The organism is Mesorhizobium sp. URHB0026 (assembly GCF_054059755.1).
In genome coordinates this window covers 5,381,384-5,402,981 of record NZ_JBSSCN010000001.1, presented here as the reverse complement: position 1 = coordinate 5,402,981, position 21,598 = coordinate 5,381,384, and the positions used below count along the sequence as shown (strand labels likewise).

Here is a 21,598-nt window from a genome sequence, read left to right as displayed (position 1 = left end):
AAGTGGCGAAGCGCGCCCCTCTCCCCGTCACTATACGGGGAGAGGGGCGGCAGGGGGCGGCGCCGACGTTCCATCTTGATTTCTTACTTCCCCGCCATCTTATCCGCCAGCGCTTGCGCCTGGGCAAGCAGCGCCGGGTAGGCGGCGTCTTTAGCCAATTGTGCCCCCATGCAGGCGCGGAAGTCGCTGTCGCCTTTTGCCCAGGCGGCGTCGGCGGCATCGGATGTACTTTCGTCGCTGTCGTCGGTTGCCTGCTTGACCAGTTTCTGCGCGGCGGCGTCGGCTGCGGTCCAGACCGCGTCGCAGGTCGCGATCCTTGGGACGGGCGGTGTCGCGGGCGCCTCGGCGACCATGACACTGTTGCCCTTGACCAGCGTGACGACGATTTCCTGGTCGTAGTTGGGTCCCACATCCTGTGCCCAGCCGCCGAGGCGGGCGATCGCCATGTCGGTGCCATCGGGCGTCTTCAGCGTGAAGTCGAGCGTGCCGGTGAAAGCGGCGTCGCTGCCGATGGCCTGGGTGTAGAACGCATCGAGCTTCAGCGCCGCGTCGAAGCTGGTGGGCAATTTGAGATCGGCGTCCGTCTCGGCCGCGCGCGATTGCAGCCAGCGCTCGACCAGCCCGCGTGTCGACGCCACGATGCTGGGACCATCCTCGGTGCCGTGACGCAGCCCGTCCAGCATGCCGAAGCCGACATCGGAGGAACTGAGGCTTTCGATATTGATCCTGCCGGCCGCCGGAAAACCCTTGACCGTGAAAGGTCCAAGAAGCGTCGAAAGGCGCTGTTCGAGATCGGCGCGGGCCTTCTCATTGGCCGCATCGAGCGTTTCCACGGGAGCGTTCGCGCTTTCCATCGCGGCGATGGCCGCGATCGCCTTGTCGCGCGCGGCGATGTAGTCGTCCTCCGGCGAAGCCGCATGCACCGCACCGCTCGCCAGCGCGAACACCAAAGTCCAGACCAGACGCATCGTGAAAACCTCCGTTTTACAAGCTCTTCGCGTGGCTTGGTGGCGATTGTGCGGCGGTCAAGTCATGGCGAGGCGTCGCGGATATCGGGGCACAAGGACAGCCCTGGCACGGTCGCAAGCCCTGATAATAAAACCTTCCGATACCCAGGCATGAAACCTTCCGATACCCAGGCCGTTATGGCCGTTGTGGCAGACATCAAACCCAAACAGAGGCCGGCCGGCGGCGCCAAGCCAAACGGTGCCAGGAAGCCCCGCCGGGAGAAGGTACCCGATGTCGAGGCCGCATCCGAGGTCGTCGGCGAGGCGGCGCCGCCGCCTGCGGCGGTGGAACCCGATCCGCAGCTGAGCCCCGAACAGGCCGAACAGGCGCGCAAGAAATACCTGCTGAAGCGCTTCTGGATCAGCGCGCGCGGCTATTGGAGCCGGCGCGGCGACAAGCTAGCCTGGCCGTGCACGATCGCGCTCCTGATCCTGATCTGCGTCAATGTCGGCTTCCAGTACGGCATCAATGTCTGGAACCGCTCGATCTTCGACGCCATCGAACAGCGCAATGCGCCGTCCGTCTATTTCCTGAGCGCCGTGTTCGTGCCGCTGGTGCTTGGAAGCGCCAGCCTCGTCGTTGCGCAGGTCTATCTGCGCATGACGATCCAGCGCCGCTGGCGCTCCTGGCTCACCACATCCGTCATCGGCCGCTGGCTCACCAACGGCCGCTACTACCAGCTCAATCTCGTCAGCGGCGATCACCAGAACCCGGAAGCCCGCATCGCCGACGATTTGCGGATCGCTACCGAATCACCTGTCGATTTCGTCTCCGGCGTTCTCAACGCCTTCCTGGCGGCCTCGACCTTCATCGTCGTCTTGTGGACCATCGGTGGCGCGCTCACACTGCCGATCGCCGGTTCGACGGTCACCATTCCAGGCTTCCTCGTCATCACCGCGGTCATCTATGCCGGCATCACCTCCACCTCGATGGTGGTCATCGGCCGGCATTTCGTCGAACTCTCCGAGCAGAAGAACCAGGCGGAAGCGGAATTTCGCTACACGCTGACGCGCGTGCGCGAAAACGGCGAGAGCATCGCCTTGCTCGGCGGTGAGGAGGAGGAGCGCAGCGGCATCGACAGGACCTTCGCCGGCGTGCTGGGGAAGTGGGCGATGCTTGCGGGCCAGCACATGCGCACGGCGCTGGTATCGCAGGGATCAAGCCTGTTCGCGCCCGTGGTGCCGGTGCTTTTATGCGCGCCAAAATTCCTCGACGGCTCGATGTCGCTTGGGCAGGTCATGCAGGCGGCATCCGCCTTTGCCATCGTGCAGGGCGCGTTCGGATGGCTGGTCGACAACTACCCGCGCCTGGCCGACTGGAACGCCTCGGCACGGCGCATCGCCTCGCTGATGATGTCGCTGGACGGGCTCGAGCGCGCGGAAGAGAGCGACGCGCTCGGACGCATCAATCGCGGCGAGACCAAGGACGACACGATGCTCAGCCTCAACAATCTGTCGGTGTCGCTCGATGACGGCACCGCCGTGGTCAAGGAAACCGAAGTGGTGATCCAGCCGGGCGAGCGGCTGCTGGTGGCCGGCGAATCCGGTTCGGGCAAGAGTACGCTGGTGCGGGCGATAGCGGGCCTGTGGCCGTGGGGCGGCGGCAGCGTCGATTTCCACCCGGGCAAGCGCATGTTCATGCTGCCGCAGCGCCCCTACATCCCCTCGGGCACGCTGCGCCGGGCCGCTGCCTATCCAGGCGCCGCCGAGGATTGGGCGATCCCGCAGATCAGGGCTGCCCTCGACAAGGTGGGGCTCGGTCATCTCGGCGACCGGATTGACGAAGACGCGCCGTGGGACCAGACCCTGTCGGGCGGCGAGAAGCAGCGGCTGGCCTTTGCACGGCTGCTCCTGCACGCGCCCGATATCATCGTGCTGGACGAGGCGACGGCGGCACTCGACGAGAAGAGCCAGGACAGGATGATGGAGACCATCATCCACGAATTGCCTAATGTGACCATCTTGAGCGTGGCGCACCGCGCCGAGCTGGAGGCCTTCCACAGCCGCAAGATCACGCTCGAGCGGCGCAAGGGCGGCGCCAAGCTGGTCAGCGATATCGACCTCGCCCCGCGCAAACGCAGGGGCTTGCTCGGCCGCGCCTTGTGGGGTTCCGGCACTTCCGCCGAAAAGCGCGGCACCACCCGTAAAAAGAGTTGATGGCGCTCAGGCGAGTTCTGATTTCGGCTCGAGGGATGGTCTTCCATCAGCCGTGCAATTCCTCTCGATGCGCCTTGGCGAGGTCGGCCATGCTGTCGAAGCGGAAGTCCACCTTCGGCATCTCGCCGGGATGCATCGTGGCGCCGAAACCCTGATCGGCGTGCCGGCGGTGGATCCAGCACGATTTAAGGCCCAGGCGGTTGGTCACGGCATGATCATGGAACAGGCTTTCGGCAGTGTGAAGGACTTGCCTGTCGCCAATCCCGAGCGTCGCCAGTTTTTCCAGCATATAGTCGAAATTCCGAGGCGACGGCTTGTAGGACCCGATGTCCTCCGCCGTGTAGATCGCATCGAAATCGACGCCGAGTTTCCTGTTGCTGAAGGAGAAGCTCGTATTGTCGACGTTGGAGAGGATGACGAGCTTGTAGTGCTGCTTGAGGTATTGCAGGGCGGCGGCGGTATCGGCAAAGGCCGGCCAGTCCTTGACGCTTTGGCCATAGGCGATGCATTCCTCCGGCGTGGTCACGACGCCCCATTCCTCGGCGAGCCGCTTGTAGACGACAGCCAGAAGGTCGCTGTAGCGTTTTTGCGGCGTCCAGTTCTGCTGGCTGGACTCGTGCCTGGCATGCGCCTGCAGGATCTCGTCGCGGCTAAGGCCGCTGCCAACCCGCCCGGTCAGCGGCTTCAGGGCGTCGATCATGCCGGATTCCCAATCGATCAGCGTGCCGTAGCAGTCGAAGGTCAAGGCCTTGAAATCAGTCAGCTTCATGGTTCACTCCCTTGAGGTGGATAATTGCCTGACGTTGCGTGGATCGGCGAGCAATCGGCCGGCTGCCCGGCGGGCGCAGACCTGCCTCGCCCTTCGATGCGGTGCCGCGCGAGGATGTCAGCCAGACGCCGAACAGCGTCACCGCGAAGCCGAGCACCATCGCCGCCGAAAGCGGCTCGCCGAAGAGCAGCCAGGCCCAGAGCATCGTCACCGGCGGGCTGAGATAGATCACGCTGCTGACCTGCGCGGCGCTATGGAGGCGCAGGCTCGCATAATAGACGCCGTAGCAGAAGAAGGTCGAAAACAGCACCAGCCAGGCGATGCCGAACTCGAACCGGCCATCAAGGGGCGGCATCAGCCCGCTCTTCCATTCGGCGCAAGCGGCAAAAAGCAGCGCCGCCGTCAGGCATTGGATGCACAGGCTCTGGTGGATGGGCATGTTGATCGTCCCCATCCGCTTCTGCAGCACGGTCGCCAGCGCGAAGACCATCATGGAAGCGATCGTCACCATGTACGCCCAGGCCGGCGCGGTGCCGAGACTGAGGCTGTTCAGCGAGACGATCAGCACGCCAAACACGCCGAGCGCCGTTCCGGTCCATTGCCTCGATGTCAGCCGGTGGCCGAGAACGGGCTGCGACAGTGCCGCGATGGCGAGGGGAACGAGGTCCGAAATCAGCGCGACAAGGCCGGTCGGAACGCGCTGGCCGATGGCAAGCGCGAAGCCGCCGAGATAGAGGAACATCATCGCCACGCCGAACGCCATCTGCTGGATCAGCGCCCGGACGCCGATGCGCGGCCCGACCAAGAGCGCGAAGGGCAGAAGGACCAGCCCTGACATCAAGGTTCGCCAGAACAGCACCAGCATGACGTCGGCGCTCTCGCTGGCGTAACGGATGCCGACAAAGCCCGAACTCCAGCTTACGACCAGCGCTGCCGCCAGAAGCAGCCAGGCCAGGCGACGGGACCGAGGTTTCGGGAGCGTCATGCGGTCTCTTCGTCGAAGCGGGTTTGCCAGCGGATCAGGGCCGATCTCGGATGCGGGATTTATGGCGACGCGCAAGCGCCTTTGCACATGACAAATTTCGATGTAACCATGAAATTGGAGCGAGATGCGGCATATCTGATTGACCGCAAAGCCCGTTCTCCGCCGAGACCTTGGAGCACAGCTTGCGTTTCAAACGAGGATTGTCATGGCTGGAGTGATGAGCCGCCGCCTGGATGTCGATGCCTTGCGCGCGTTGGTGGCGATCGAGAAACATGGCGGCGTTACCCGGGCGGCCGAGATGCTGGGCCTGTCGCAATCGGCCGTCAGCCACAAGATCAGGCGGCTTGAAGCGAGCCTCGACTGCGAAATCCTCAGCCGCAAGGCGAATGCGCCGATGTTCACCAGTTCAGGGCAGGATCTGCTGGGCTATGCCAGGCGTATCCTGGGCATCCACGACGAGGCGATCCTGAGCCTGTCGAAAAGCACGCTGCAAGGCAAGATCGCATTGGGGATGACCGAGGACACGACCTGCACGGACCTTTCGCGCATCCTTGGCCGGTTTCGCCGGCTGTACCCCGAGGTGAGCGTCCGCACGCAAGTGCGCATGAGCCTTGCCCTGCAGAAGCTGTTGGGCGAGGGCGCGCTCGACGCCGCCATCATCCAGGTGTTCCAGCACGACGTCCGCCCCACCGATGTCCTGCTGTTCCGCGAGACCCTGCATTGGGTGAAGTCGCCCGAACTGACCCTGGCGAAAGGCGACCCGGTGCCGTTCCTGTCCTTCGACGAGAACTGTTTCTATCGCCGTTGGGGCCTCGATCTCGGCCAGGACGAGGGAACGGTGTTCGAGATCGTGTTCGAATGTTCGAGCGCCGCCGGCATTATCGCCGGCGTGACCTCCGGCCTCGGCGTCGCGCTGCTCAGCCAGCGCCACCTGCGGCCCGGCATGGAGATCGTCGACAAGTCGTTCCCCAAGCCTCCGGACCTCGCCTACGTCATTCGCCGCGCCCGCAACGTCCGCAATCCCGCGCTGGAGACGCTGGTGCGGGAGATAGAGGCTGAGGTGAGGCGCCACGGGACGCTGCAGATCGCGGTGTGAGGAGACGTGATTAGCGCTTGCGCCCATGCGCTCGGTCGATGATATCCCGCGCTCGAGCCTCTCGCCTCATTTTCGGAGTATCTTCTCCATCGCTTTCCCCTTCGCAAGCTCGTCGATCAGCTTGTCGAGGTAGCGAATTTCCTTCATCAGTGGATCCTCAATATCTTCCACGCGGACGCCGCAGACCACCCCTGTAATCAAATTCCGCAAAGGATTCAGTCGAGGGGCCTGACCGAAGAAATCCTCGAAGCTGGTTTTCTTCTCCAGTTCGGCGTCGAGTTCCTTCTCGGTGTAGCCCGTCAGCCAGCGGATGATCTCATCGACCTCGGCTCTGGTGCGTCCTTTCCTTTGCGCCTTGGCGACATAGTGCGGATAGACGCTAGCAAAGCTTGTGGAATAGATTCGATGCTCCGTCATGACGTGCCCTTACCGGTGGCGCCTATCGCCCGAACCCAACTTTGCCTTTAATGCGCCTGTCCAGCCAGCCACTAAGCAATATGGAGCCACAGGGAGCGCGCGGACATGGCAACTTTTGCACCAAAAGAAGTTCGGCAGCTTCCGCCTCCAAAGTCTGCCATGCGGGGCATCGATGATGGCGCAAACGAAGCCAGGTTCACACTTGATTTTCGGGACGCATCTCTCATTGAAACTCATCAATGCTCAGCCAATCCAAACTCCTCATTTGAACCACGCCCGCTTACGCCTGGCGGCAGTTATAACTTCGACAGGTGCGAGGCGATGGGGACGTGAAGCGACGCCATGAGGTGGCTTATGGCTTTCAATTGCAGTATGCCGTTGGGTAAGGATTGGAGCTGCCTTGATGTCACAGACCGATGAAGGGCTGATAAGCGCTGCCGTTGAACGCTATATCCTAGCCATGTCAGTTGCTGACGAGGAAGGGCTGCGATCTATCTTCCATCCCTCTGCATCCGTGATCGGCAATTATCAAAACGCGGTCGAATGGCTATCCGTGGATGCCTATGTAGGCGAGGTACTGGGTGCGGGCCTGCCGCCGAATCACGGCCCAAGCTGGACGATCAGCTTAATCGACGTCACCAACGACGCAGGCATCGTCAAGATCGAGAACGAGTTCGGGAGCATGAAGTTCACCGATTATCTTTCCCTGCTCAAGATCTCCGGAGAGTGGAAGATCGTCAGCAAGCTCTATCACCTTCATCAATAGGGATGATCCGTATCGACGATCGCAGTTGAACGGCAGACGGGCGTCTGCAGGTTTTCGCTTTTTACAGCTTTGCGCGGTGGTGGCGCGCACCCTGGCAAGAGACCTCTCTCCAAAGTTGCCAGCGTACTCTCCCGAGCGGCAGGCCATTGGGGATCAGCTGCGCAGCATGCGTCCAACACCATCAGCAAGTTGGAATAACATGGCATTCGCGATCGCAACCCGTGGCAAATTCAAAAATTGATTGCCGCGGAAATTTATGCGCGTCAGCGCAGGTCATGCCTTTCTTAAAGGTCGCTTTTCCACCCCCTCCTCTGCAAGTCTCAGCAATTGGCGCAGGACCGACTCCAATCTTCCCGCCGCCCTTCAACCCTTCCTCTTCTCCACCTCAGCCATGCGCAACAAAAACCGTTGGATCTTGCCGCTCGGGGTCTTCGGCAATTCCCCGACGAAGTCGATCTCGCGCGGATAGGCATGGGCCGAGAGGCGTTTGCGGACATGTCGCGCCAGTTCTTCGGCGAGTTCCGTGCTGCCTTCGTAGGCGGGCGCCAGGATGACGAAGGCCTTGACGATCTCGGTGCGCTGGGGGTCGGGCACGCCGACCACCGCCGCCTCGTTGACGGCGGGATGTTCGATCAGCGCGCTTTCGACGTCGAAGGGGCCGATGCGGTAGCCGGACGAGGTTATGACGTCGTCGGCGCGGCCGATGAAGGAGACCGAGCCGTCCGGCTCGTATTCCACCGTGTCGCCCGTTCGGTAGTAGCCGCCCGATATGGCCGGCGTTTCGGCCTGGTGGTAGCCGTCGAACCAGCGCAGCGGCGAGTTGGCGATGTCGACGGCAAGGATGCCGGGCTGGTTGGGGCCGAGCTCGTTGCCGGCCTCGTCCAACACCACCATGCGGTAGCCCGGCATGGCAAAGCCAGCCGAGCCGGCGCGGACGGGGTGCGCCAGGCCATGGTGATTGTTGACCATCATGCCGTTCTCGGTCTGGCCATAATGGTCGTGGATCGGCGCGGCGAGGTGGGCGTCAAACCAGCGGATCACTTCCGGGTTGAGCGGCTCGCCGGCGCTGCTCACCACGCGCAGCCGGCCTTTTGCACGCGCGGCGGCGTCGGGACCTTCGGCGAGCAGCAGGCGGAAGGCCGTGGGGGAGCCGGCGAGACTGGTGACGCCGAGCCGCTCGATGACATCATAGGTGTTTTTGGCGGTGAAGGCGCCCTCGTTGAAGGTCGTGGCGATGCCGAGCAGCAGGGGTCCCGTGATGGCGTAGTAGAGGCCATAGGCCCAGCCGGGATCGGCGATGTTCCAGAAGATGTCGTTTGGGCGCAGGCTGATCGCGTCGCGCATATAGGCGCCGAAGGCGAGCAGCGCGTTGAGCGGTACCGGCACGCCCTTGGGCAGGCCGGTGGTGCCCGAGGTCGACATCATCATGAACAGGTCTTCGCCCTTGCACATCACCGGGGCGCAGTTGGGTGAAGCGGCGGCAAGGGCGACGCGGAAATCGATGTCGCCCGGAGGCAGGGCGTCGCCCGCCCCGAGGATAGTGGCTATTCGCGGAGGGTTCGCGACCTCGTCGAGCTTGCCGCGATTGGCCGCATTGGTCGCCACCAGCTTTGCGCCGCTGTAGCCGAGCCGGTGTTCGATCGCCTTCGGGCCGAAGGCGGTGAACAGCGGCTGGTAGACCGCGCCGATGCGCCAGGCGCCGAGGATAAGCGCCAGCAGTTCGGGGATGCGCGGCAGCATTCCGGCCACGACATCGCCCGGGCCGACGCCCAACTCCTTCAGCAGAGTGCCGACCCGGCCCGACATGTCGGCGAGATCCTCGAAGCTGAATTCGGTGAGTTCGCCGTCGGCCGAGATGGCGCGCAGCGCCAGGCGGTTTCGTCCGGTATGCCGGCCGCAGCATTCGACATATGCGTTGATGCCGGTCGCGGGGTCGCCCTGCAGTCTGGCAATCTCGTCCTCGATACGAAAGCTTGCAACGGCATCGTCATAGCGCGGCAAGCCGGCTTGCGTCTTGGTCATGAAAATCCTCCCTGGCGGCGCGCCATCTCCCCATGGCGCGCTGTCGCGGCGACATTGACATCAGATGGCGCCGATGGGCAACGGCGAGTGCCTGTTCCTTTGTGTTGACGCAATACCGGACAGAAAACCGCTACACACTGGAATTGCTCTTACAAGTTCGCCTCGGCGAAGATGCGTGCCGCCCAGTCGAGAAAGACGCGCAGGCGCGGCGAAAGCTGCCGGTTTTGCGGATAGAGCGCCGACAGCGGTGTCGGCGAGGGCGGATACTCGGCCAGCACCTCGACCAGTGTTCCCTCCGCCAAATCCTTCTCGAAGCGGTAGCGCGGTGCCTGGATGAGGCCGAGGCCAAGCCGGGCGAGGTCGGCGGCGGTGTCGGAATTGTTGGCGGCGACGCGGCCGGGCAGCCGGACCTCGTGGGTCTTGCCGCCAACGGTGAATTCGAAGGGCAGCACCTCGCCGGTTCGCGACGAGACGAAGCCGACAGCCTGGTGGCCGTCGAGCGCATCGGGGGAGGCGGGCGTGCCGTGGCGAGAGAGATAGGCGGGGCTGGCGCAGGTCATCTCGCGGATCATGCCAAGGCGGCGCATGATCATGCCGCTGTCGGGCGGTTCGCCGACGCGGATGACGCAGTCGACACCCTCGCGCACGAGGTCGACCAGCCGGTCGCTCTGGCCGATCTGCAGGTCGACGCGCGGAAAGCGGGCGAGGAATTGCGGCAGGCGCGGCAACAGGAAGGTGCGGGTGAGCAGCGTGCTGGCGTCGATGCGCAGCAGGCCGAAGGGTTCCGCATTGTGGAAGGCGGCCTCTGCATCCTCGATCTCGGCCAGGATGGACAGGCAGCGCCGGTAATAGGCCTCGCCGTCCTGCGTGGCGTTTACCTGGCGTGTGGTGCGCTCCAGCAGCCTTGCGCCGAGATGTTCTTCCAGCCGCCGGATCGCTTCCGTTGCGGTCGAGCGCGGCAGGCCGAGATCGGCGGCGGCAGCGGTGAAGCTACGCCGTTCCAGCACGCGAACGAAGAGCCGCATCGTGTCCAGACGATCCATGCTCTTTGTTCGCAGTTTCCGAATAGTGATGTCAAGACAGGGCTGATTATCCCGGAAGCTGGCTCCACCTATATCAACCTCACCAACAAGAAGGAGAGACTTCCATGACTTCAGGCCAAACGAGCACGGACCAAACCAAAGCGGCGATCGTGACCGGCGCCTCCAAAGGCATCGGTGCGGCGATCGCGCGGCGCCTCGCCCGTGACGGTATCGCCGTCGTTGTCAATTATGCTCGGGGACAGGCCGAGGCCGAGGCGCTGGTGCGCGCCATCGAAGCCGATGGCGGCAAGGCGATCGCCGTGCGGGCCGATATCGCGGATCCGGCCGGCATCGCCAAGCTTTTCGATGCGGGCGAGAAGGCGTTCGGCGGCATCGACATCCTGGTCAACAATGCCGGCATCATGAAGCTTTCGCCGATCGCGCAGGCCGATGACGCCTTCTTCGACACCCAGGTCGCGATCAATCTCGGCGGCGTGTTCCGTGGCATGCGCGAAGGCGCAAAACGCCTTCGCGATGGTGGCCGCATCGTCAATTTTTCGAGCAGCGTGGTCGGCCTCTATCAGCCGGGTTACGGCGTCTATGCCGCCACCAAGGCGGCGGTCGAGGCGATGACGCACATCCTGGCCAAGGAGCTTGGCGCGCGCGGCATCACCGTCAACGCGGTGGCGCCCGGACCAGTCGAGACGGCGCTGTTCACCGATGGCAAGAGCGCGGCGCAGATCGAGGCCACGGCCAAAATGATCCCGCTCGGCAGGCTCGGCCAGCCCGACGACATTGCCGGCGTGGTCTCGTTCCTAGCCGGGCCGGACAGTGCCTGGGTCAACGGGCAAATCATCCGCGCCAATGGCGGCGTGATCTGAAGGAGGCTGGCCGCTGCTGCTGTGGCGGCCTGTCTCCCGTCCCATTTTGAAACCCACCCCAAACAATTGAGAAGACAAGGAAAAGATCATGCCATTCGCCAACATCAAGATGCCGCGGGCGGCGCTCTCCAAGGCGCAGAAGGAAGACCTCATCCATCGCACGACAGCCATGTTCGTCGATTTTTTCGGCGAGGGCGTGCGGCCCTACACGATGGTGCTGGTGGAGGAAGTCGCCGATGGCGGCTATGGCCGCGCCGACGAGGTGTTCGTGGTGCCGGACGCTTTTCGCGCCAAGGACTAAGATCGGCGGTATTCGGCCGACCTGGAAACGGCTCGCGCCTGCGCCTCCGGTGCTCGCATACTCAAAAGGACCCTTCGCTAGCCGCAGCATGGCCGTGGCCCGGCGGAGGGCCCGCAGCAGGCCTTGGCCCTCTTTTCCTCCTCGAGCCAGCGGTCGCGCGGCTTGCAACTCGCTGGCCGTGGCGCAAGCTCGACATGCACGGCGCCGTCGGTCAGCCGGGGCAGGGCGGCCCGGTAGAGTTGCATCGGGCGCACGCCGTCGCTGACCTCGAAGGTCAGCTTGGCCGCTTGGTCGAGACCGACATGCTCGGTCACTTTCCGTATGATCGCCGCGAATTTTCCAGCCGGCATATGGGTGCGGTCCTCGTTGACGTCCCATAGCTGCACGAAGATCTCCCACCAGGATTCCGGATTCCCGCCGCAGTCGAGCGCGTCGAAGCGGCCGGCCTTGACCTCGGTGACATGGTAGCCCGGCAGCACCGGCCTGCCCTCGTAGAAAAACACCAGCGGCCTGTCCTTGTGATCCGTCAGAAAGCCCAGCAAGGCGGCCATGGTGATGTCCCGCGGGTCGGCTGTGATCACGGGGCCAAATTCCCGATTGTCAGAGGCGAGCATGTGCGATAATCCTTGCTTCAATATTTATAGGATTGTTGAAATATGAATGAACGTCAAGCCCTGTCGGCCTTCGCGGCGCTGTCGCAGGAAACGCGGCTGCGCGTGTTGCGGCATCTGGTGATTGCCGGTCCCGACGGCATCGCCGCCGGTGCGATAGCCGAAAAGGTCGAGGTTTCGGCGTCCAATGTCAGCTTCCACCTCAAGGAGCTTGAACGCGCGGGGCTGGTGAGCGTGCGCCGCGCTTCCCGCTCCATGGTCTACAGCGCCGAGTACGACATGCTGAGTGGTCTTATCCGCTTCCTGATGGAGAATTGTTGCTCAGGCCGGCCGGAAATCTGCGCGCCGGCGGTGTTGCCGGGCTGCTGTGCGGCCGACACGCGGGAGCCTGCCCGATGACTTGCGACCACCCTGTGCCTGGCGCGTCCTCCATCCGGGACATGGCCGGCTTTGATTTGCCGCGCCGGCTCGCGGCGGAAGCTCTCGGCACGAGCCTGCTGGTGGCCACGGTGGTCGGCTCCGGCATCATGGCGCGGTCGCTGACGCCCGATCGTGCGCTGGCGCTGCTTTGCAACACCTTGCCGACGGGCGCGATCCTCGTGGTTCTCATCACGATACTGGGGCCGGTCTCGGGCGCCCATTTCAATCCGGCCGTTTCGATGGCCATGGCGCTGTCGCGCCGGCTGCCGGCGAGCGACTGCGCCTGGTACGCGCTCGCCCAATTCTCCGGCGGCGTCGCCGGCACGGTCGGCGCGCACCTGATGTTCGGGCTTGCGCCGCTGGCCTTGTCGACGCATGACCGAACGGGACCCGCGCTCTGGCTTTCGGAAGGGATCGCGACCTTCGGGTTGCTGGCGGTCATTCTCGCCGGCCTGCGCTTCGAGCGCTCGGCCATCCCCTGGCTGGTCGGCCTCTATATCACTGCCGCCTACTGGTTTACCGCATCGACATCGTTCGCCAACCCGGCGGTCGCTGCCGCACGGTCACTGACGGACAGTTTTTCCGGAATCAGTCCGGCAAGCCTGCCGGGCTTCATCGCCGCCGAACTGGCCGGCGCGGGCATTGCCCTGGCGCTGACGACATGGCTGCTGCAGCCGCACGTTCAACCGCTCACCGTCGAGGCCAGGCCATGACGACCACCATCTACCATAATCCGGACTGCGGGACCTCGCGCAACACGCTTGCCATGATCAGGGCGAGCGGCGAGGAGCCGACCATCGTCGAATATCTGAAACATCCGCCGCCACGTGCGCGGCTGGAGCAATTGATAGCGACGCTGGAAATTCCCGTGCGCGCCTTGCTGCGTGAAAAGGGCACCCCCTATGCCGAACTGGGCCTGGCCGACCCAAAATGGTCGGACGGCCAACTGCTCGATGCCATGCTCGAACATCCGATCCTGATCAACCGGCCGATCGTCGAAACGCCGAGAGGGACACGGCTGTGCCGTCCGTCCGAGCTTGTGCTGGATCTGCTCGACCACCCGGTGAGCCAGTTCACCAAGGAAGACGGCGAGGTGGTGAGCCATGACCGCGGTGGGCAATGACGGAAGCCTTGCAAAAGCCGAAACCGCGGAGCGTGCGCCGATAGCGGCTGTCGCCGCGCTCGGAGTCACCCAGATTATCGGCTACGGCACGCTTTATTACAGTTTCAGCATCCTTGCCGGCGACATGGCGAAGGATATGGGCTGGCCGACCGAATGGATGTTCGGCGCGCTGTCGGCCGCGCTGCTGGCCGGCGGGCTGACCGCACCCTGGCTCGGCGGCTGGATCGACCGTTTTGGCGGGGGACGGATCATGACCGCCGGCTCGGCACTTGCTGCCGCTTCGCTTGCCGCCTGTGCCTATGCGCCCAACGGTCCAGCCTTCGTCGCCGCGCTGGTTGCGCTGCAGGCCGCATCGAACCTTGTCCAATACGGCGCGGCCTTCGCGCTGCTGGTCCAGATCCGGCCGCGTGCCGCGCAGCTCAGCATAAGCTATCTCACCCTCATCGCCGGTTTCGCATCGACCGTCTTCTGGCCGATCACATCGGCCATGCATGCGCATTTGCCTTGGCGAGAAGTCTACCTCGTCTTCGCCGGGCTGAACCTGCTGGTCTGCCTGCCGCTGCACGCCTGGCTATCGCAGGGGCTGGCCAGGAGCAGGCGCGCGGCGATCGAGCCGCCCCGGCACGTCGCGGGATCGCTGCCGGCCCCGGCGCGGCCGCTCGGCTTTGCCTTGATGGTTGTCGCTTTCTCGCTCCAGAACCTGGTCAGCGCCGCCGTGCTGGTCCACATGGTGCCGCTGCTGTCCGGGCTCGGTCTGGGTACCGCCGCCGCCATCGTTGGGACGCTGTTCGGGCCGTCACAGGTGCTCAGCCGTTTCGTCAATATGGTCTTCGGGATCAACCTGCCGCCGCTGCGGCTCGCCATCATCTCAGCCGTGCTGATGACGGCGGGCGTGGTCATTCTGCTTGGCACCGCGCCTTCGGTCGCCGGCGCAATGGCGTTCGCAGTCATCTTCGGAATGGGCAACGGGCTGTTCAGCATCGTCACCGGGGCACTGCCGCTGACGCTGTTCGGCAGCGAAGGCTACGGCCGGCTGCAGGGACGCGCCATGTCCGCCCGCCTGATCGTCTCGGCGGTCGCGCCGTTCGCCCTGGCATTCGCCATGGCCCATATCGGCATTTCCTGGTCGCTGGGCCTGATGGCGCTTGTTGGCTGTCTGGCTTTGCTGGTGCTGGCGGCGATCGCGAAAGTGTCGAGCGCCACCTGAAACGCGGGCAGGGATGCCCAAGGCGGTTTGGCGCCACTCCGCCGACCCCCCTCTCGGAACCGTCGTGGATCGGGTTGTGGTGCCTCAAATCGTCCGGCCGCGGCAGCGGATGTCTGGCGTCTCAAAACTGGCCCGCCGAACAGCGGCTACGCGCCTTTGTCACGACGGCAGGTTCATCTGTTTTCGGAGGCTTTTGTCGAAAGCATGCGCGGGAACGAACCGTCGCAGCAGGTACAGGCGCCGCGCCTGCTTGCTGGCGGGATAGCGCAACTTCGGCGATGTCGCGGTGGCCGCGGTGAGGACCGCCTGTCCGACGACCTCGGGAGCATCGCCGTTTTCGATCGCGCCGTTCCAGACCGCCGTCGCCGTTGCCCGCGCCTGGTCATAGACACTCATCATCCTGTCCGGCTTCGTCGCATTGTGATCGAGAGCCGTACGGGTGAAGGCCGGTTCGACCAGCAGGACGCGAATGCCGAAGGGGCGGACCTCATGGTCCAGCGACTCGGAGTAGCCCTCGACGGCATGTTTCGTGGATGTGTAGAGCGCGCTGAACGGGCTGGGGACAAAGCCGACAACCGAGCTGATGTTGATGATCCGGCCGCCGCCCTGACGTCGCATGATCGGCAGCACCTCGTTTGTGACGCGGATGAGACCGAAGACGTTGACGTCGAAAAGGGTCTTTGCCTGTTCGATGGACGATTCTTCCGCACCCGCGATCAGGGCATTGCCGGCATTGTTGACAAGCAGGTCGATGCGCCCGGCCTGGCTTATGACCTCCGACACCATGCTTGCGACGGAGTCCGCGTCGGTCACGTCGCAGCTCAGCATCGTGATCCCCGGCGGTGACCCGGTTGCGGCTTTCCGGCTCGTGCCGAAGACGCGGTAGCCGGCCGACAGAAGGGCTTTGGCTGTCGCAAGGCCGATACCGCCCGCTGCACCGGTGACGACGGCGACGCCGCGATTTTTGTTGCTCATTTCAATATCCTTCGAGATGCATGATCATGACGCTTTGTGCTGTCGGACTTGTCAGCCGTGTACGCTCAAATGAAGCATGGGGTGATGTTCGTAATGGCCGGCGCCATTTCTCACGATGGGGTCTTGGGAGGTTATCGCCTTGATGTCCTGGTCGTCGCCGATCCGGAATAGCGACAAGCCATAGCCGCCACTTGGATCCATCACCGGACCATGGGCGACGATCAGTCCGCGGTCGAGCAACTCGTCCAAGAAGGCGCCATGCTGCCTCATCCATTCCCGCTCGTCGCCGGTCATGGATGCACGAAAGTCGGCACGGGGCGGGATGTACTTGCAGATAGAACTTCATTTGGGACTCCAGCGGCGCCGTGTGCGGCCGTCACCATCATTTTTCGATGGAACGGCCTCGCGAGATAAGATACTATCAAATTAGTAGTAAGTCACTATCAAAATGGTATCGATGTGAAGGATCTTTCCAGCCAGCCCTGTTTGATCGCCCGCAGCCTCGCCACGGTGGGCGACGCGTGGAGCATGTTGATCATGCGCGATGCCCATGCGGGGCTCAGCCGTTTCGACGAATTTCGCAAGAATCTCGGCATCGCTCCGACGATGCTGACGAGCCGGTTGGCGACCTTGACGCAGGAAGGGCTGCTGGAGAAACGGCGATATTCGGAGCGGCCGCCACGGGATGAATATCTGTTGACCGAGGCCGGTCGGGATTTGCTTCCGGTGCTGTTCTCGCTCGCCGCTTGGGGCAGCAAGCACCGGGGCGGTGGCAATTTCACCCGGTTCTTCGACGCCGAGACAGGAACCGAGATCGACCCAGTCAGCATCGATCGCGGGACCGGAGCGCCGATCGGCAGCCGTCCCATACGGATCGTCATGCCCAAGCTGCCTGACGGCCCGTCGGACTGACTGGATGCGCAACTCCGGAGCGAACGGCGATATCTGGCCGGCAAGAGAGGGAATTCAGGTGGGCGTTCGTCGGATCAGCCGCTCTTGTTCGCATCAATCCAGTCGGCGGCCACTTCCGCGAACAGCCAGTCGCGGAACGCCCTGATCTTTTTCTGGCGCAGCGCGCCTTCAGGATAGACGACGTAGTAGCTGGCCGCCGATTTAAGCGCGAGATCGAAGGGCCGGACCAGCCGGCCTGCCGCGAGGTCGGCCGAGACCAGCGCGCTGCGGCCGAGCAGCACGCCTTCGCCGTGCACGGCGGCCTCCACGGCGAAGGTGGCGGAATCGAAGCGTACGCCGCGTGTGGGGTCGATGCCTTCGACACCGGCCTGCTCAAGCCATGTCGCCCAGTCGATCCGAAAGGCGTCGTGGATCAGTTTGTGGTGCCTCAAGTCGTCCGGCTGCCGCAGCGGATGCTCGCCTTGCAGCAATTCCGGGCTGCAGACGGGGAAGACCTCCTCGTCGGCGAGGAATTCCGCGGTCACCCCGCTATAGCCGCCGCGGCCGTAGCGGATGGATATGTCGATGCCGTCGCTGACGAAATCGGCCAGCACGCCCGAAGTCGCCAGCCGCACGTCGATGTCGGGATTGGCGCGATGGAAACGATGCAGCCTCGGCACCAGCCAGCGGCCGGCGAAACCGTCGGACGTGCTGACATTGAGGATGCGCGTCGAGCGGTCGGGCGTGGCGGCGATGGTGGCGGCGGCGATTTGGTCGAGCGCCTTGCCGACTTCCGCCGCATAGGCCGCGCCGACAGCGGTCAGGCGCACGGAGCGTGTGCCGCGATCGAAGAGCTGGACGCCCAGCCTGTCCTCGATGTTGCGGATGGCGCGGCTGACCGCGCCATGGGTGAGGTTGAGCTCTCCGGCGGCCTTGGAGAAACTCAAATGCCTGGCGGCCGCGTCGAAGGCGGGCAAAGCGGTGAGGGGCGGCAGTCTGCGCGGCATCGGATCGACCTGTGAGTGTTGCTCACAAATCCTGCACAAAGAGTCGTTTGTCGTCCAGCCCTCAACGCCCCAATATTCAGGCGTACCAAGCATCCACACCGGCCTTCCGGTTCATCGATGCGCTGAATTGACCAGACAAGTGTGAGCAATCGTCATGCTCGCCCCACCCGGGCGACATCGGCGGGCTTGCGCCCAGTGAAACACAGGAGACGAACATGACCTTGACCCTTCGACCCATCGGCGCCGCGATGAGCGGCCTTGCCATGCGAAGCGCGGCAGCGTTCGAGCGCCGCCGCACATTGCGCCGGATCTCCCGGCTTCCCGATCGCCGTTTGCATGACATCGGCCTTGAACGCGACTGGGATGGTTCCATCCTTGCTAACGAAATTCTGGCCAATGGGAGGGCGATATGACCAGCACCCTGATTATCGGCGCCACCGGACTGCTCGGCAGCGAGATGGCCAAGGCCAGCGCGCGCAATGGCGACAGCCTCCATGTCCTGGCCCGGCAGGCAACTTCGGCCAATGAAGCGCGGATGCGCCCGCTGAAGGAGCTCGGCGCCACCGTGCATGTCGGCGATCTCGACGACTATGACAGTCTTCTGCGCGCCGTCGGCAAGGTCGACCGCGTCATCAGTTCGGTGCATGTCGGCTCGGCCAGCGAGATGACGCTGGTGCGCGCGATCAGGGATGCCGGCGTCTCCCGCTATGTGCCCTCCGCCGGCTTCGGCCTCGACTTTGCCGCCGCCGCGCCCGGCTCGATCGAACCGCTCGACATCAAGCGGGCCGTCTTCGACGCGGTCCGGGAGGCAGACCTGCCCTATACGGTGATCTACACCAACGGCTTCTTCTCGACCTGGGTGGCGACGCTGGGCGACCTGACGCGCTTCGGATCGTCGCCGCTGCCGCCCGACGAGGTGACGCTCTATGGCGAGGGCAACGTGCCGGCGACCTTCGTCAGCGAGAAGGATATCGCCGCGGTCACCATGCGCGCGCTGGAGGATCCCAATGCTGTTCGCAGCGAGATACGGATAGCGCAGAACAAGATTACGCAGAGCGCGATGATCGAGCTGTGGCGGCAAGTGAGCGGCCGCTCGCCGCGTGTCAAGCAGATGAGCGCCGAGGAGCTGGAGGCGCTGATCGCGGCGGTTCCCGGCCTTGGATTGCTGCGCGCATTCTGGATCCGCGGCGAAACCGCGCTTGAGACGGCCACCCCGGAAGCCGGGACGCTTTATCCGGAGCTGAGGTTCGAGACGATCGAAAGCGCTTTTGTGGCGCTGGCTGGCGCGGGTGGGCCTAGGTTGTGAAGGCGGGGGACATGGTTGGCGTTGCGACTGCGGTTGACCGCGCTGTCCATCCGGTCGATAGGTCCGCCCAAAACAGCCGAGACACCGATGACCGACCTCAAAGCTGCGACCCGCGCCGCCGACATCTCCTGGCAAGACGATGTCCGCGCCGGCGTGCGCCATGTGCGCGACCTCGCTTCCCTGCCGCTCTCGCCGGCCGAGCGCGAAGCCGCGCAAGCCGCCGCGGCGCTTCACAAGGTGCGCGCGCCAAAGGCCTATCTCGACTTGATCGACTGGAACGATCCCGCCGACCCGATCCGGGCGCAGGTGATCCCGTCGCCTGAGGAATTGGACGAGGCGGAGGGCGAGCTTGGCGACCCGATCGCCGATCACGAATTCAGCCCGGTGCCGCGCCTGACGCATCGCCATGCGGATAGGGTGCTGTTGTTCCCGACCTATCAGTGCGCGGTCTATTGCCGGTTCTGCTTCCGCAAGGAATCGCTGACGTCGATCGGCCGTGGCTATACGCGCGAGGCGCTGGAGCCGGCGCTGGCCTATATATCGGGCCATCCCGAAATCCGCGAAGTGATCCTGACCGGCGGCGATCCGCTGTCGCTGCCCGACAAGGCAGTGGCCGACATCCGGGCGCGCATCGAGGACATCGCCCATGTGAGGTTGCTGCGCCTCCACACGCGCGTGCCGGTGGCGCTGCCGTCGCGCATCACGCCAGGGCTGGTCGCGGCGCTGCAGGGCCGGCTGATGGTGACGGTGGTCACCCATTTCAACCACGCGCGCGAGATCACCGACGCCACTGAAGTGGCCTGCCGCGCCTTGCGACAGGCCGGCTTCGTGATGCTCAACCAGAGCGTTCTGCTGAAGGGCGTCAACGATACGGTCGACGCGCTGGAAGAGCTCTGCCGCGAGCTGATGTACCGGCTGGGGATAAAACCCTACTACCTCCATCATGGCGATCTCGCACGCGGCATGGCGCACAGGCGCACCACGATCGCACAGGGCCAGGCGTTGGTGGAAGCGCTGCGCGCGCGCCTGTCGGGGATCTGCAACCCTGTCTATGTGCTCGACCTGCCCGACGGGGGCGGCAAGGTGCCGCTCGGACCTTGCCATGTCGAGGAACAGGACGGGCAGAGCTGGCGCATACGTGGGCTGGATGGGCAGGTGAAAGAGTACACCGAGATTGTCGGCGAAGGGTCTTCGTGCAAACCGAATGCCGGTTCGTGACGCCATGATGCTTTCCACTGGATAAATAACGCCATGCGTCATAGCGACTATTCATAGTGGCCAGTGTTTGCGCTGCCCCTCACCTGCCTGCCGGCATCCTCTCCCCGTATAGTGACGGGAGAGGGGCGCTGCCGCCGCCGATTTCGCCAATCTCGTGCGTTGCGGGAAGACCAACGGCGTTGCAGCTGGTCCTCTCTCCCCGTCACTATACGGGGAGAGATGTCCGGCAGGACAGTGAGGGGCAGCGCCAACGCCGGAGATCGCTGCGCAGCGGGATAACCGCGTCCGCCCTCGCTAAACCCTATCACCCTCGACAAACGCCAACACCACGACACGCGGGGCAGTACAATAGACCAGGCTGACGCTGCGGCCTGTCGTTGTCGTCGCGCGGCCGGCCTTGAGGTCCACGCCGATATCCTCATAGCCCAGCACCTCGCGATCCAGCGGATAGGCGGCCTTGTAGACCGCTTCCTTGGCGGCGAAAAGGATGCGGCCGGCGAGCTGCCGGTCGGCGGCGTCGATCCGGTCCTCGGGAATTGCCACGAGCGAGAAAATCTCATCGGGCAGGGCCAGCGCCGGCTCGACGTCGATGCCGAGCGAGCCGATGCCGGCAACAGCCGCGACCGCCGCCACGGCCATGTCGTCGTCATGCGCGAGCGAGCCCGTTATCCCCTCCGGCCAGGCGGGTGCACCGGACGGCCCGCGCAAGAGGGCGAAACCGTCGAAGCCGGCATCCGTCAGCAGCCGGTGCGCGATCAATCGCGCCCCGCCGCTGGCCCGCCGCATGGACAGCTGGCGAGCGGGGATGGAGCGTGCTTCCGCCGGCAACAGATGGGTCTCGTCGCCTTCGCGGATGATCCGGCAACCGGTACGGACCCCGGCCGGAGCCATGGCGGCCATGGCGCGCGCCAGGGCGATTTCCTCGGACGGCTCGGCGGGCGGCGTCATCGGTGGCCGGTGGGCAGAATGAGATCCGCGATCATTTCGCCGTCCTCGTCGAGCCCCTGTTCGACGAAACCGGCGCTGCGATAGAGCCGCCGTGCCGCTTCATTCTCCGGTTCGTAGCAGATCGACACGTGCCTGATGTGGCCGAGCCCACCGATTTCCTTCAGCACTTCACGCAATGCGGCCTTGCCGTAGCCCCGGCCCTGCCAGGCGCGGTCGATCATCAAGCGGTAGATGCGCGCCTCGTCATCGTCCCGCGGCGCCTCGTACATCACGAACCCCACGATCTGTTCGCCTGCCATGACCGCGCGTGGCCGCGCGCCGCGATCGGATTTGGCCTCACGCAGGGAGGCTGCGTTGCTGGCGACGAAGTCCATCTGCTCCGGCGCCAGCCGCAATGCGGTAACCAAAGCGCGATTGGCTGGGGTGACCGGGCCGATCCGGATGTCCACGGTGCTTCCGGATCGCTCTG

At 64.4% G+C, this 21,598-nt stretch carries 25 protein-coding genes; 13 read left to right on the top strand and 12 right to left on the bottom strand.

The window, feature by feature from the left end; translation table 11 throughout:
- Positions 1-83: 83 nt before the first annotated feature.
- Positions 84-968, bottom strand: a complete 885-nt coding sequence (locus ACVWWD_RS26605; protein WP_352552055.1) for a hypothetical protein — start codon at positions 966-968, stop codon at positions 84-86.
- 150 nt (positions 969-1,118) lie between these two features.
- Here ACVWWD_RS26605 and ACVWWD_RS26600 point away from each other — a divergent pair, with 150 nt between their 5' ends.
- Entirely contained in the window at positions 1,119-3,164 is a 2,046-nt protein-coding gene (locus tag ACVWWD_RS26600) for an ATP-binding cassette domain-containing protein (protein WP_435053017.1), read from the top strand.
- A 46-nt stretch (positions 3,165-3,210) separates the two neighbouring features.
- Here the strand turns inward: ACVWWD_RS26600 and ACVWWD_RS26595 are convergent, their stop codons facing one another.
- Both ACVWWD_RS26595 and ACVWWD_RS26590 read right to left on the bottom strand, forming a co-directional pair.
- Positions 3,211-3,933 carry a haloacid dehalogenase type II gene (locus ACVWWD_RS26595; RefSeq protein ID WP_352552053.1) on the bottom strand — a complete coding sequence of 241 codons (723 nt, stop codon included), beginning with the start codon at positions 3,931-3,933 and terminating at the stop codon, positions 3,211-3,213.
- Positions 3,920-4,918: a DMT family transporter gene (locus ACVWWD_RS26590; protein ID WP_352552051.1), complete on the bottom strand. Its 999-nt coding sequence runs from the start codon at positions 4,916-4,918 to the stop codon at positions 3,920-3,922. The genes ACVWWD_RS26595 and ACVWWD_RS26590 overlap by 14 nt, the downstream gene beginning before the upstream one ends.
- A 205-nt stretch (positions 4,919-5,123) precedes the next feature.
- Here ACVWWD_RS26590 and ACVWWD_RS26585 point away from each other — a divergent pair, with 205 nt between their 5' ends.
- On the top strand, positions 5,124-6,014 hold the full coding sequence (locus ACVWWD_RS26585) for a LysR family transcriptional regulator (protein WP_031241435.1): 891 nt from the start codon (positions 5,124-5,126) through the stop codon (positions 6,012-6,014).
- Positions 6,015-6,080: 66 nt separating this feature from the next.
- Here ACVWWD_RS26585 and ACVWWD_RS26580 read toward each other — a convergent pair whose 3' ends face one another.
- Entirely contained in the window at positions 6,081-6,431 is a 351-nt protein-coding gene (locus ACVWWD_RS26580; protein ID WP_023784400.1) for a DUF2200 domain-containing protein, read from the bottom strand.
- A gap of 403 nt (positions 6,432-6,834) precedes the next feature.
- Between ACVWWD_RS26580 and ACVWWD_RS26575 the strand changes: the two genes are divergently transcribed.
- Positions 6,835-7,197, top strand: a complete 363-nt coding sequence (locus ACVWWD_RS26575; RefSeq protein ID WP_023775101.1) for a nuclear transport factor 2 family protein — start codon at positions 6,835-6,837, stop codon at positions 7,195-7,197.
- 363 nt (positions 7,198-7,560) lie between these two features.
- On the opposite strand, the gene ACVWWD_RS26570 is transcribed toward ACVWWD_RS26575, so the two are convergent.
- Together ACVWWD_RS26570 and ACVWWD_RS26565 are read right to left on the bottom strand one after the other, a co-directional pair.
- Positions 7,561-9,219 carry an acyl-CoA synthetase gene (locus ACVWWD_RS26570; protein ID WP_352552048.1) on the bottom strand — a complete coding sequence of 553 codons (1,659 nt, stop codon included), beginning with the start codon at positions 9,217-9,219 and terminating at the stop codon, positions 7,561-7,563.
- 149 nt (positions 9,220-9,368) lie between these two features.
- Complete coding sequence (locus ACVWWD_RS26565; RefSeq protein ID WP_352552046.1) at positions 9,369-10,262, bottom strand: LysR family transcriptional regulator; 894 nt, start codon at positions 10,260-10,262, stop codon at positions 9,369-9,371.
- Positions 10,263-10,366: 104 nt separating this feature from the next.
- On the opposite strand from ACVWWD_RS26565, the gene ACVWWD_RS26560 reads away from it, so the two are divergent.
- Positions 10,367-11,122 carry an SDR family oxidoreductase gene (locus tag ACVWWD_RS26560; protein ID WP_352552044.1) on the top strand — a complete coding sequence of 252 codons (756 nt, stop codon included), beginning with the start codon at positions 10,367-10,369 and terminating at the stop codon, positions 11,120-11,122.
- Positions 11,123-11,210: 88 nt separating this feature from the next.
- Complete coding sequence (locus ACVWWD_RS26555) at positions 11,211-11,423, top strand: tautomerase family protein (protein ID WP_023774813.1); 213 nt, start codon at positions 11,211-11,213, stop codon at positions 11,421-11,423.
- 77 nt (positions 11,424-11,500) lie between these two features.
- On the opposite strand, the gene ACVWWD_RS26550 is transcribed toward ACVWWD_RS26555, so the two are convergent.
- Positions 11,501-12,037 carry a DUF6428 family protein gene (locus ACVWWD_RS26550; protein ID WP_435054034.1) on the bottom strand — a complete coding sequence of 179 codons (537 nt, stop codon included), beginning with the start codon at positions 12,035-12,037 and terminating at the stop codon, positions 11,501-11,503.
- Positions 12,038-12,079: 42 nt separating this feature from the next.
- Here ACVWWD_RS26550 and ACVWWD_RS26545 point away from each other — a divergent pair, with 42 nt between their 5' ends.
- The 4 genes from ACVWWD_RS26545 to arsK are packed head-to-tail and all read left to right on the top strand — an operon-like array spanning position 12,080 to position 14,784.
- Entirely contained in the window at positions 12,080-12,433 is a 354-nt protein-coding gene (locus tag ACVWWD_RS26545; protein WP_352552041.1) for an ArsR/SmtB family transcription factor, read from the top strand.
- 41 nt (positions 12,434-12,474) lie between these two features.
- The gene (locus tag ACVWWD_RS26540; protein ID WP_352552067.1) at positions 12,475-13,167 is read left to right on the top strand and encodes an MIP/aquaporin family protein; all 693 of its coding nucleotides are present in this window, start codon (positions 12,475-12,477) and stop codon (positions 13,165-13,167) included.
- Positions 13,164-13,577 carry an arsenate reductase (glutaredoxin) gene (gene arsC, locus ACVWWD_RS26535; protein ID WP_352552039.1) on the top strand — a complete coding sequence of 138 codons (414 nt, stop codon included), beginning with the start codon at positions 13,164-13,166 and terminating at the stop codon, positions 13,575-13,577. Before ACVWWD_RS26540 ends, arsC begins: the two co-directional genes overlap by 4 nt.
- Entirely contained in the window at positions 13,558-14,784 is a 1,227-nt protein-coding gene (gene arsK / locus ACVWWD_RS26530) for an arsenite efflux MFS transporter ArsK (protein ID WP_352552037.1), read from the top strand. Before arsC ends, arsK begins: the two co-directional genes overlap by 20 nt.
- Before the next feature lie 159 nt (positions 14,785-14,943).
- Here arsK and ACVWWD_RS26525 read toward each other — a convergent pair whose 3' ends face one another.
- Together ACVWWD_RS26525 and ACVWWD_RS26520 are read right to left on the bottom strand one after the other, a co-directional pair.
- A complete protein-coding gene (locus ACVWWD_RS26525; protein WP_023784410.1) occupies positions 14,944-15,759 on the bottom strand; it encodes an oxidoreductase in 816 nt (271 codons plus the stop codon).
- A gap of 51 nt (positions 15,760-15,810) precedes the next feature.
- Positions 15,811-16,053 carry a YciI family protein gene (locus ACVWWD_RS26520; protein WP_352552034.1) on the bottom strand — a complete coding sequence of 81 codons (243 nt, stop codon included), beginning with the start codon at positions 16,051-16,053 and terminating at the stop codon, positions 15,811-15,813.
- Between the two features lie 165 nt (positions 16,054-16,218).
- On the opposite strand from ACVWWD_RS26520, the gene ACVWWD_RS26515 reads away from it, so the two are divergent.
- Complete coding sequence (locus ACVWWD_RS26515; protein ID WP_457103503.1) at positions 16,219-16,671, top strand: winged helix-turn-helix transcriptional regulator; 453 nt, start codon at positions 16,219-16,221, stop codon at positions 16,669-16,671.
- A 74-nt stretch (positions 16,672-16,745) separates the two neighbouring features.
- On the opposite strand, the gene ACVWWD_RS26510 is transcribed toward ACVWWD_RS26515, so the two are convergent.
- Positions 16,746-17,657, bottom strand: coding sequence for a transcriptional regulator GcvA (locus ACVWWD_RS26510; RefSeq protein WP_352552032.1), 912 nt, complete (start codon positions 17,655-17,657; stop codon positions 16,746-16,748).
- A gap of 215 nt (positions 17,658-17,872) precedes the next feature.
- Between ACVWWD_RS26510 and ACVWWD_RS26505 the strand changes: the two genes are divergently transcribed.
- The 3 genes from ACVWWD_RS26505 to ACVWWD_RS26495 all read left to right on the top strand — a co-directional run bounded on the left by ACVWWD_RS26505 (position 17,873) and on the right by ACVWWD_RS26495 (position 20,181).
- Positions 17,873-18,070: a DUF1127 domain-containing protein gene (locus ACVWWD_RS26505; protein ID WP_023774823.1), complete on the top strand. Its 198-nt coding sequence runs from the start codon at positions 17,873-17,875 to the stop codon at positions 18,068-18,070.
- Entirely contained in the window at positions 18,067-18,963 is an 897-nt protein-coding gene (locus tag ACVWWD_RS26500) for an NmrA family NAD(P)-binding protein (RefSeq protein ID WP_352552029.1), read from the top strand. The genes ACVWWD_RS26505 and ACVWWD_RS26500 overlap by 4 nt, the downstream gene beginning before the upstream one ends.
- 87 nt (positions 18,964-19,050) lie before the next feature.
- Positions 19,051-20,181 (top strand): KamA family radical SAM protein, encoded by a 1,131-nt coding sequence (locus ACVWWD_RS26495; protein WP_352552027.1) that lies wholly within the window; start codon positions 19,051-19,053, stop codon positions 20,179-20,181.
- A 294-nt stretch (positions 20,182-20,475) separates the two neighbouring features.
- Here ACVWWD_RS26495 and ACVWWD_RS26490 read toward each other — a convergent pair whose 3' ends face one another.
- Positions 20,476-21,129, bottom strand: coding sequence for a 4'-phosphopantetheinyl transferase family protein (locus tag ACVWWD_RS26490; RefSeq protein ID WP_352552025.1), 654 nt, complete (start codon positions 21,127-21,129; stop codon positions 20,476-20,478).
- Positions 21,126-21,572: a GNAT family N-acetyltransferase gene (locus tag ACVWWD_RS26485; protein WP_352552065.1), complete on the bottom strand. Its 447-nt coding sequence runs from the start codon at positions 21,570-21,572 to the stop codon at positions 21,126-21,128. The genes ACVWWD_RS26490 and ACVWWD_RS26485 overlap by 4 nt, the downstream gene beginning before the upstream one ends.
- Positions 21,573-21,598 lie beyond the last annotated feature (26 nt).

What these genes read in the sequence shown, in the direction of transcription:
- arsK (WP_352552037.1), top strand. Translation starts at nt 13,558, where the DNA reads ATGACCGCGGTGGGCAATGACGGAAGCCTTGCAAAAGCCGAAACCGCG.
- ACVWWD_RS26560 (WP_352552044.1), top strand. Translation starts at nt 10,367, where the DNA reads ATGACTTCAGGCCAAACGAGCACGGACCAAACCAAAGCGGCGATCGTG.
- ACVWWD_RS26510 (WP_352552032.1), bottom strand. Translation starts at nt 17,657, where the DNA reads ATGCCGCGCAGACTGCCGCCCCTCACCGCTTTGCCCGCCTTCGACGCG.
- ACVWWD_RS26540 (WP_352552067.1), top strand. Translation starts at nt 12,475, where the DNA reads ATGGCCGGCTTTGATTTGCCGCGCCGGCTCGCGGCGGAAGCTCTCGGC.
- ACVWWD_RS26575 (WP_023775101.1), top strand. Translation starts at nt 6,835, where the DNA reads ATGTCACAGACCGATGAAGGGCTGATAAGCGCTGCCGTTGAACGCTAT.
- ACVWWD_RS26520 (WP_352552034.1), bottom strand. Translation starts at nt 16,053, where the DNA reads ATGACCGGCGACGAGCGGGAATGGATGAGGCAGCATGGCGCCTTCTTG.
- ACVWWD_RS26590 (WP_352552051.1), bottom strand. Translation starts at nt 4,918, where the DNA reads ATGACGCTCCCGAAACCTCGGTCCCGTCGCCTGGCCTGGCTGCTTCTG.
- ACVWWD_RS26555 (WP_023774813.1), top strand. Translation starts at nt 11,211, where the DNA reads ATGCCATTCGCCAACATCAAGATGCCGCGGGCGGCGCTCTCCAAGGCG.
- ACVWWD_RS26495 (WP_352552027.1), top strand. Translation starts at nt 19,051, where the DNA reads ATGACCGACCTCAAAGCTGCGACCCGCGCCGCCGACATCTCCTGGCAA.
- ACVWWD_RS26595 (WP_352552053.1), bottom strand. Translation starts at nt 3,933, where the DNA reads ATGAAGCTGACTGATTTCAAGGCCTTGACCTTCGACTGCTACGGCACG.
- ACVWWD_RS26490 (WP_352552025.1), bottom strand. Translation starts at nt 21,129, where the DNA reads ATGACGCCGCCCGCCGAGCCGTCCGAGGAAATCGCCCTGGCGCGCGCC.
- arsC (WP_352552039.1), top strand. Translation starts at nt 13,164, where the DNA reads ATGACGACCACCATCTACCATAATCCGGACTGCGGGACCTCGCGCAAC.
- ACVWWD_RS26565 (WP_352552046.1), bottom strand. Translation starts at nt 10,262, where the DNA reads ATGGATCGTCTGGACACGATGCGGCTCTTCGTTCGCGTGCTGGAACGG.
- ACVWWD_RS26505 (WP_023774823.1), top strand. Translation starts at nt 17,873, where the DNA reads ATGACCTTGACCCTTCGACCCATCGGCGCCGCGATGAGCGGCCTTGCC.
- ACVWWD_RS26525 (WP_023784410.1), bottom strand. Translation starts at nt 15,759, where the DNA reads ATGAGCAACAAAAATCGCGGCGTCGCCGTCGTCACCGGTGCAGCGGGC.
- ACVWWD_RS26570 (WP_352552048.1), bottom strand. Translation starts at nt 9,219, where the DNA reads ATGACCAAGACGCAAGCCGGCTTGCCGCGCTATGACGATGCCGTTGCA.
- ACVWWD_RS26500 (WP_352552029.1), top strand. Translation starts at nt 18,067, where the DNA reads ATGACCAGCACCCTGATTATCGGCGCCACCGGACTGCTCGGCAGCGAG.
- ACVWWD_RS26580 (WP_023784400.1), bottom strand. Translation starts at nt 6,431, where the DNA reads ATGACGGAGCATCGAATCTATTCCACAAGCTTTGCTAGCGTCTATCCG.
- ACVWWD_RS26585 (WP_031241435.1), top strand. Translation starts at nt 5,124, where the DNA reads ATGGCTGGAGTGATGAGCCGCCGCCTGGATGTCGATGCCTTGCGCGCG.
- ACVWWD_RS26600 (WP_435053017.1), top strand. Translation starts at nt 1,119, where the DNA reads ATGAAACCTTCCGATACCCAGGCCGTTATGGCCGTTGTGGCAGACATC.
- ACVWWD_RS26605 (WP_352552055.1), bottom strand. Translation starts at nt 968, where the DNA reads ATGCGTCTGGTCTGGACTTTGGTGTTCGCGCTGGCGAGCGGTGCGGTG.
- ACVWWD_RS26550 (WP_435054034.1), bottom strand. Translation starts at nt 12,037, where the DNA reads ATGCTCGCCTCTGACAATCGGGAATTTGGCCCCGTGATCACAGCCGAC.
- ACVWWD_RS26545 (WP_352552041.1), top strand. Translation starts at nt 12,080, where the DNA reads ATGAATGAACGTCAAGCCCTGTCGGCCTTCGCGGCGCTGTCGCAGGAA.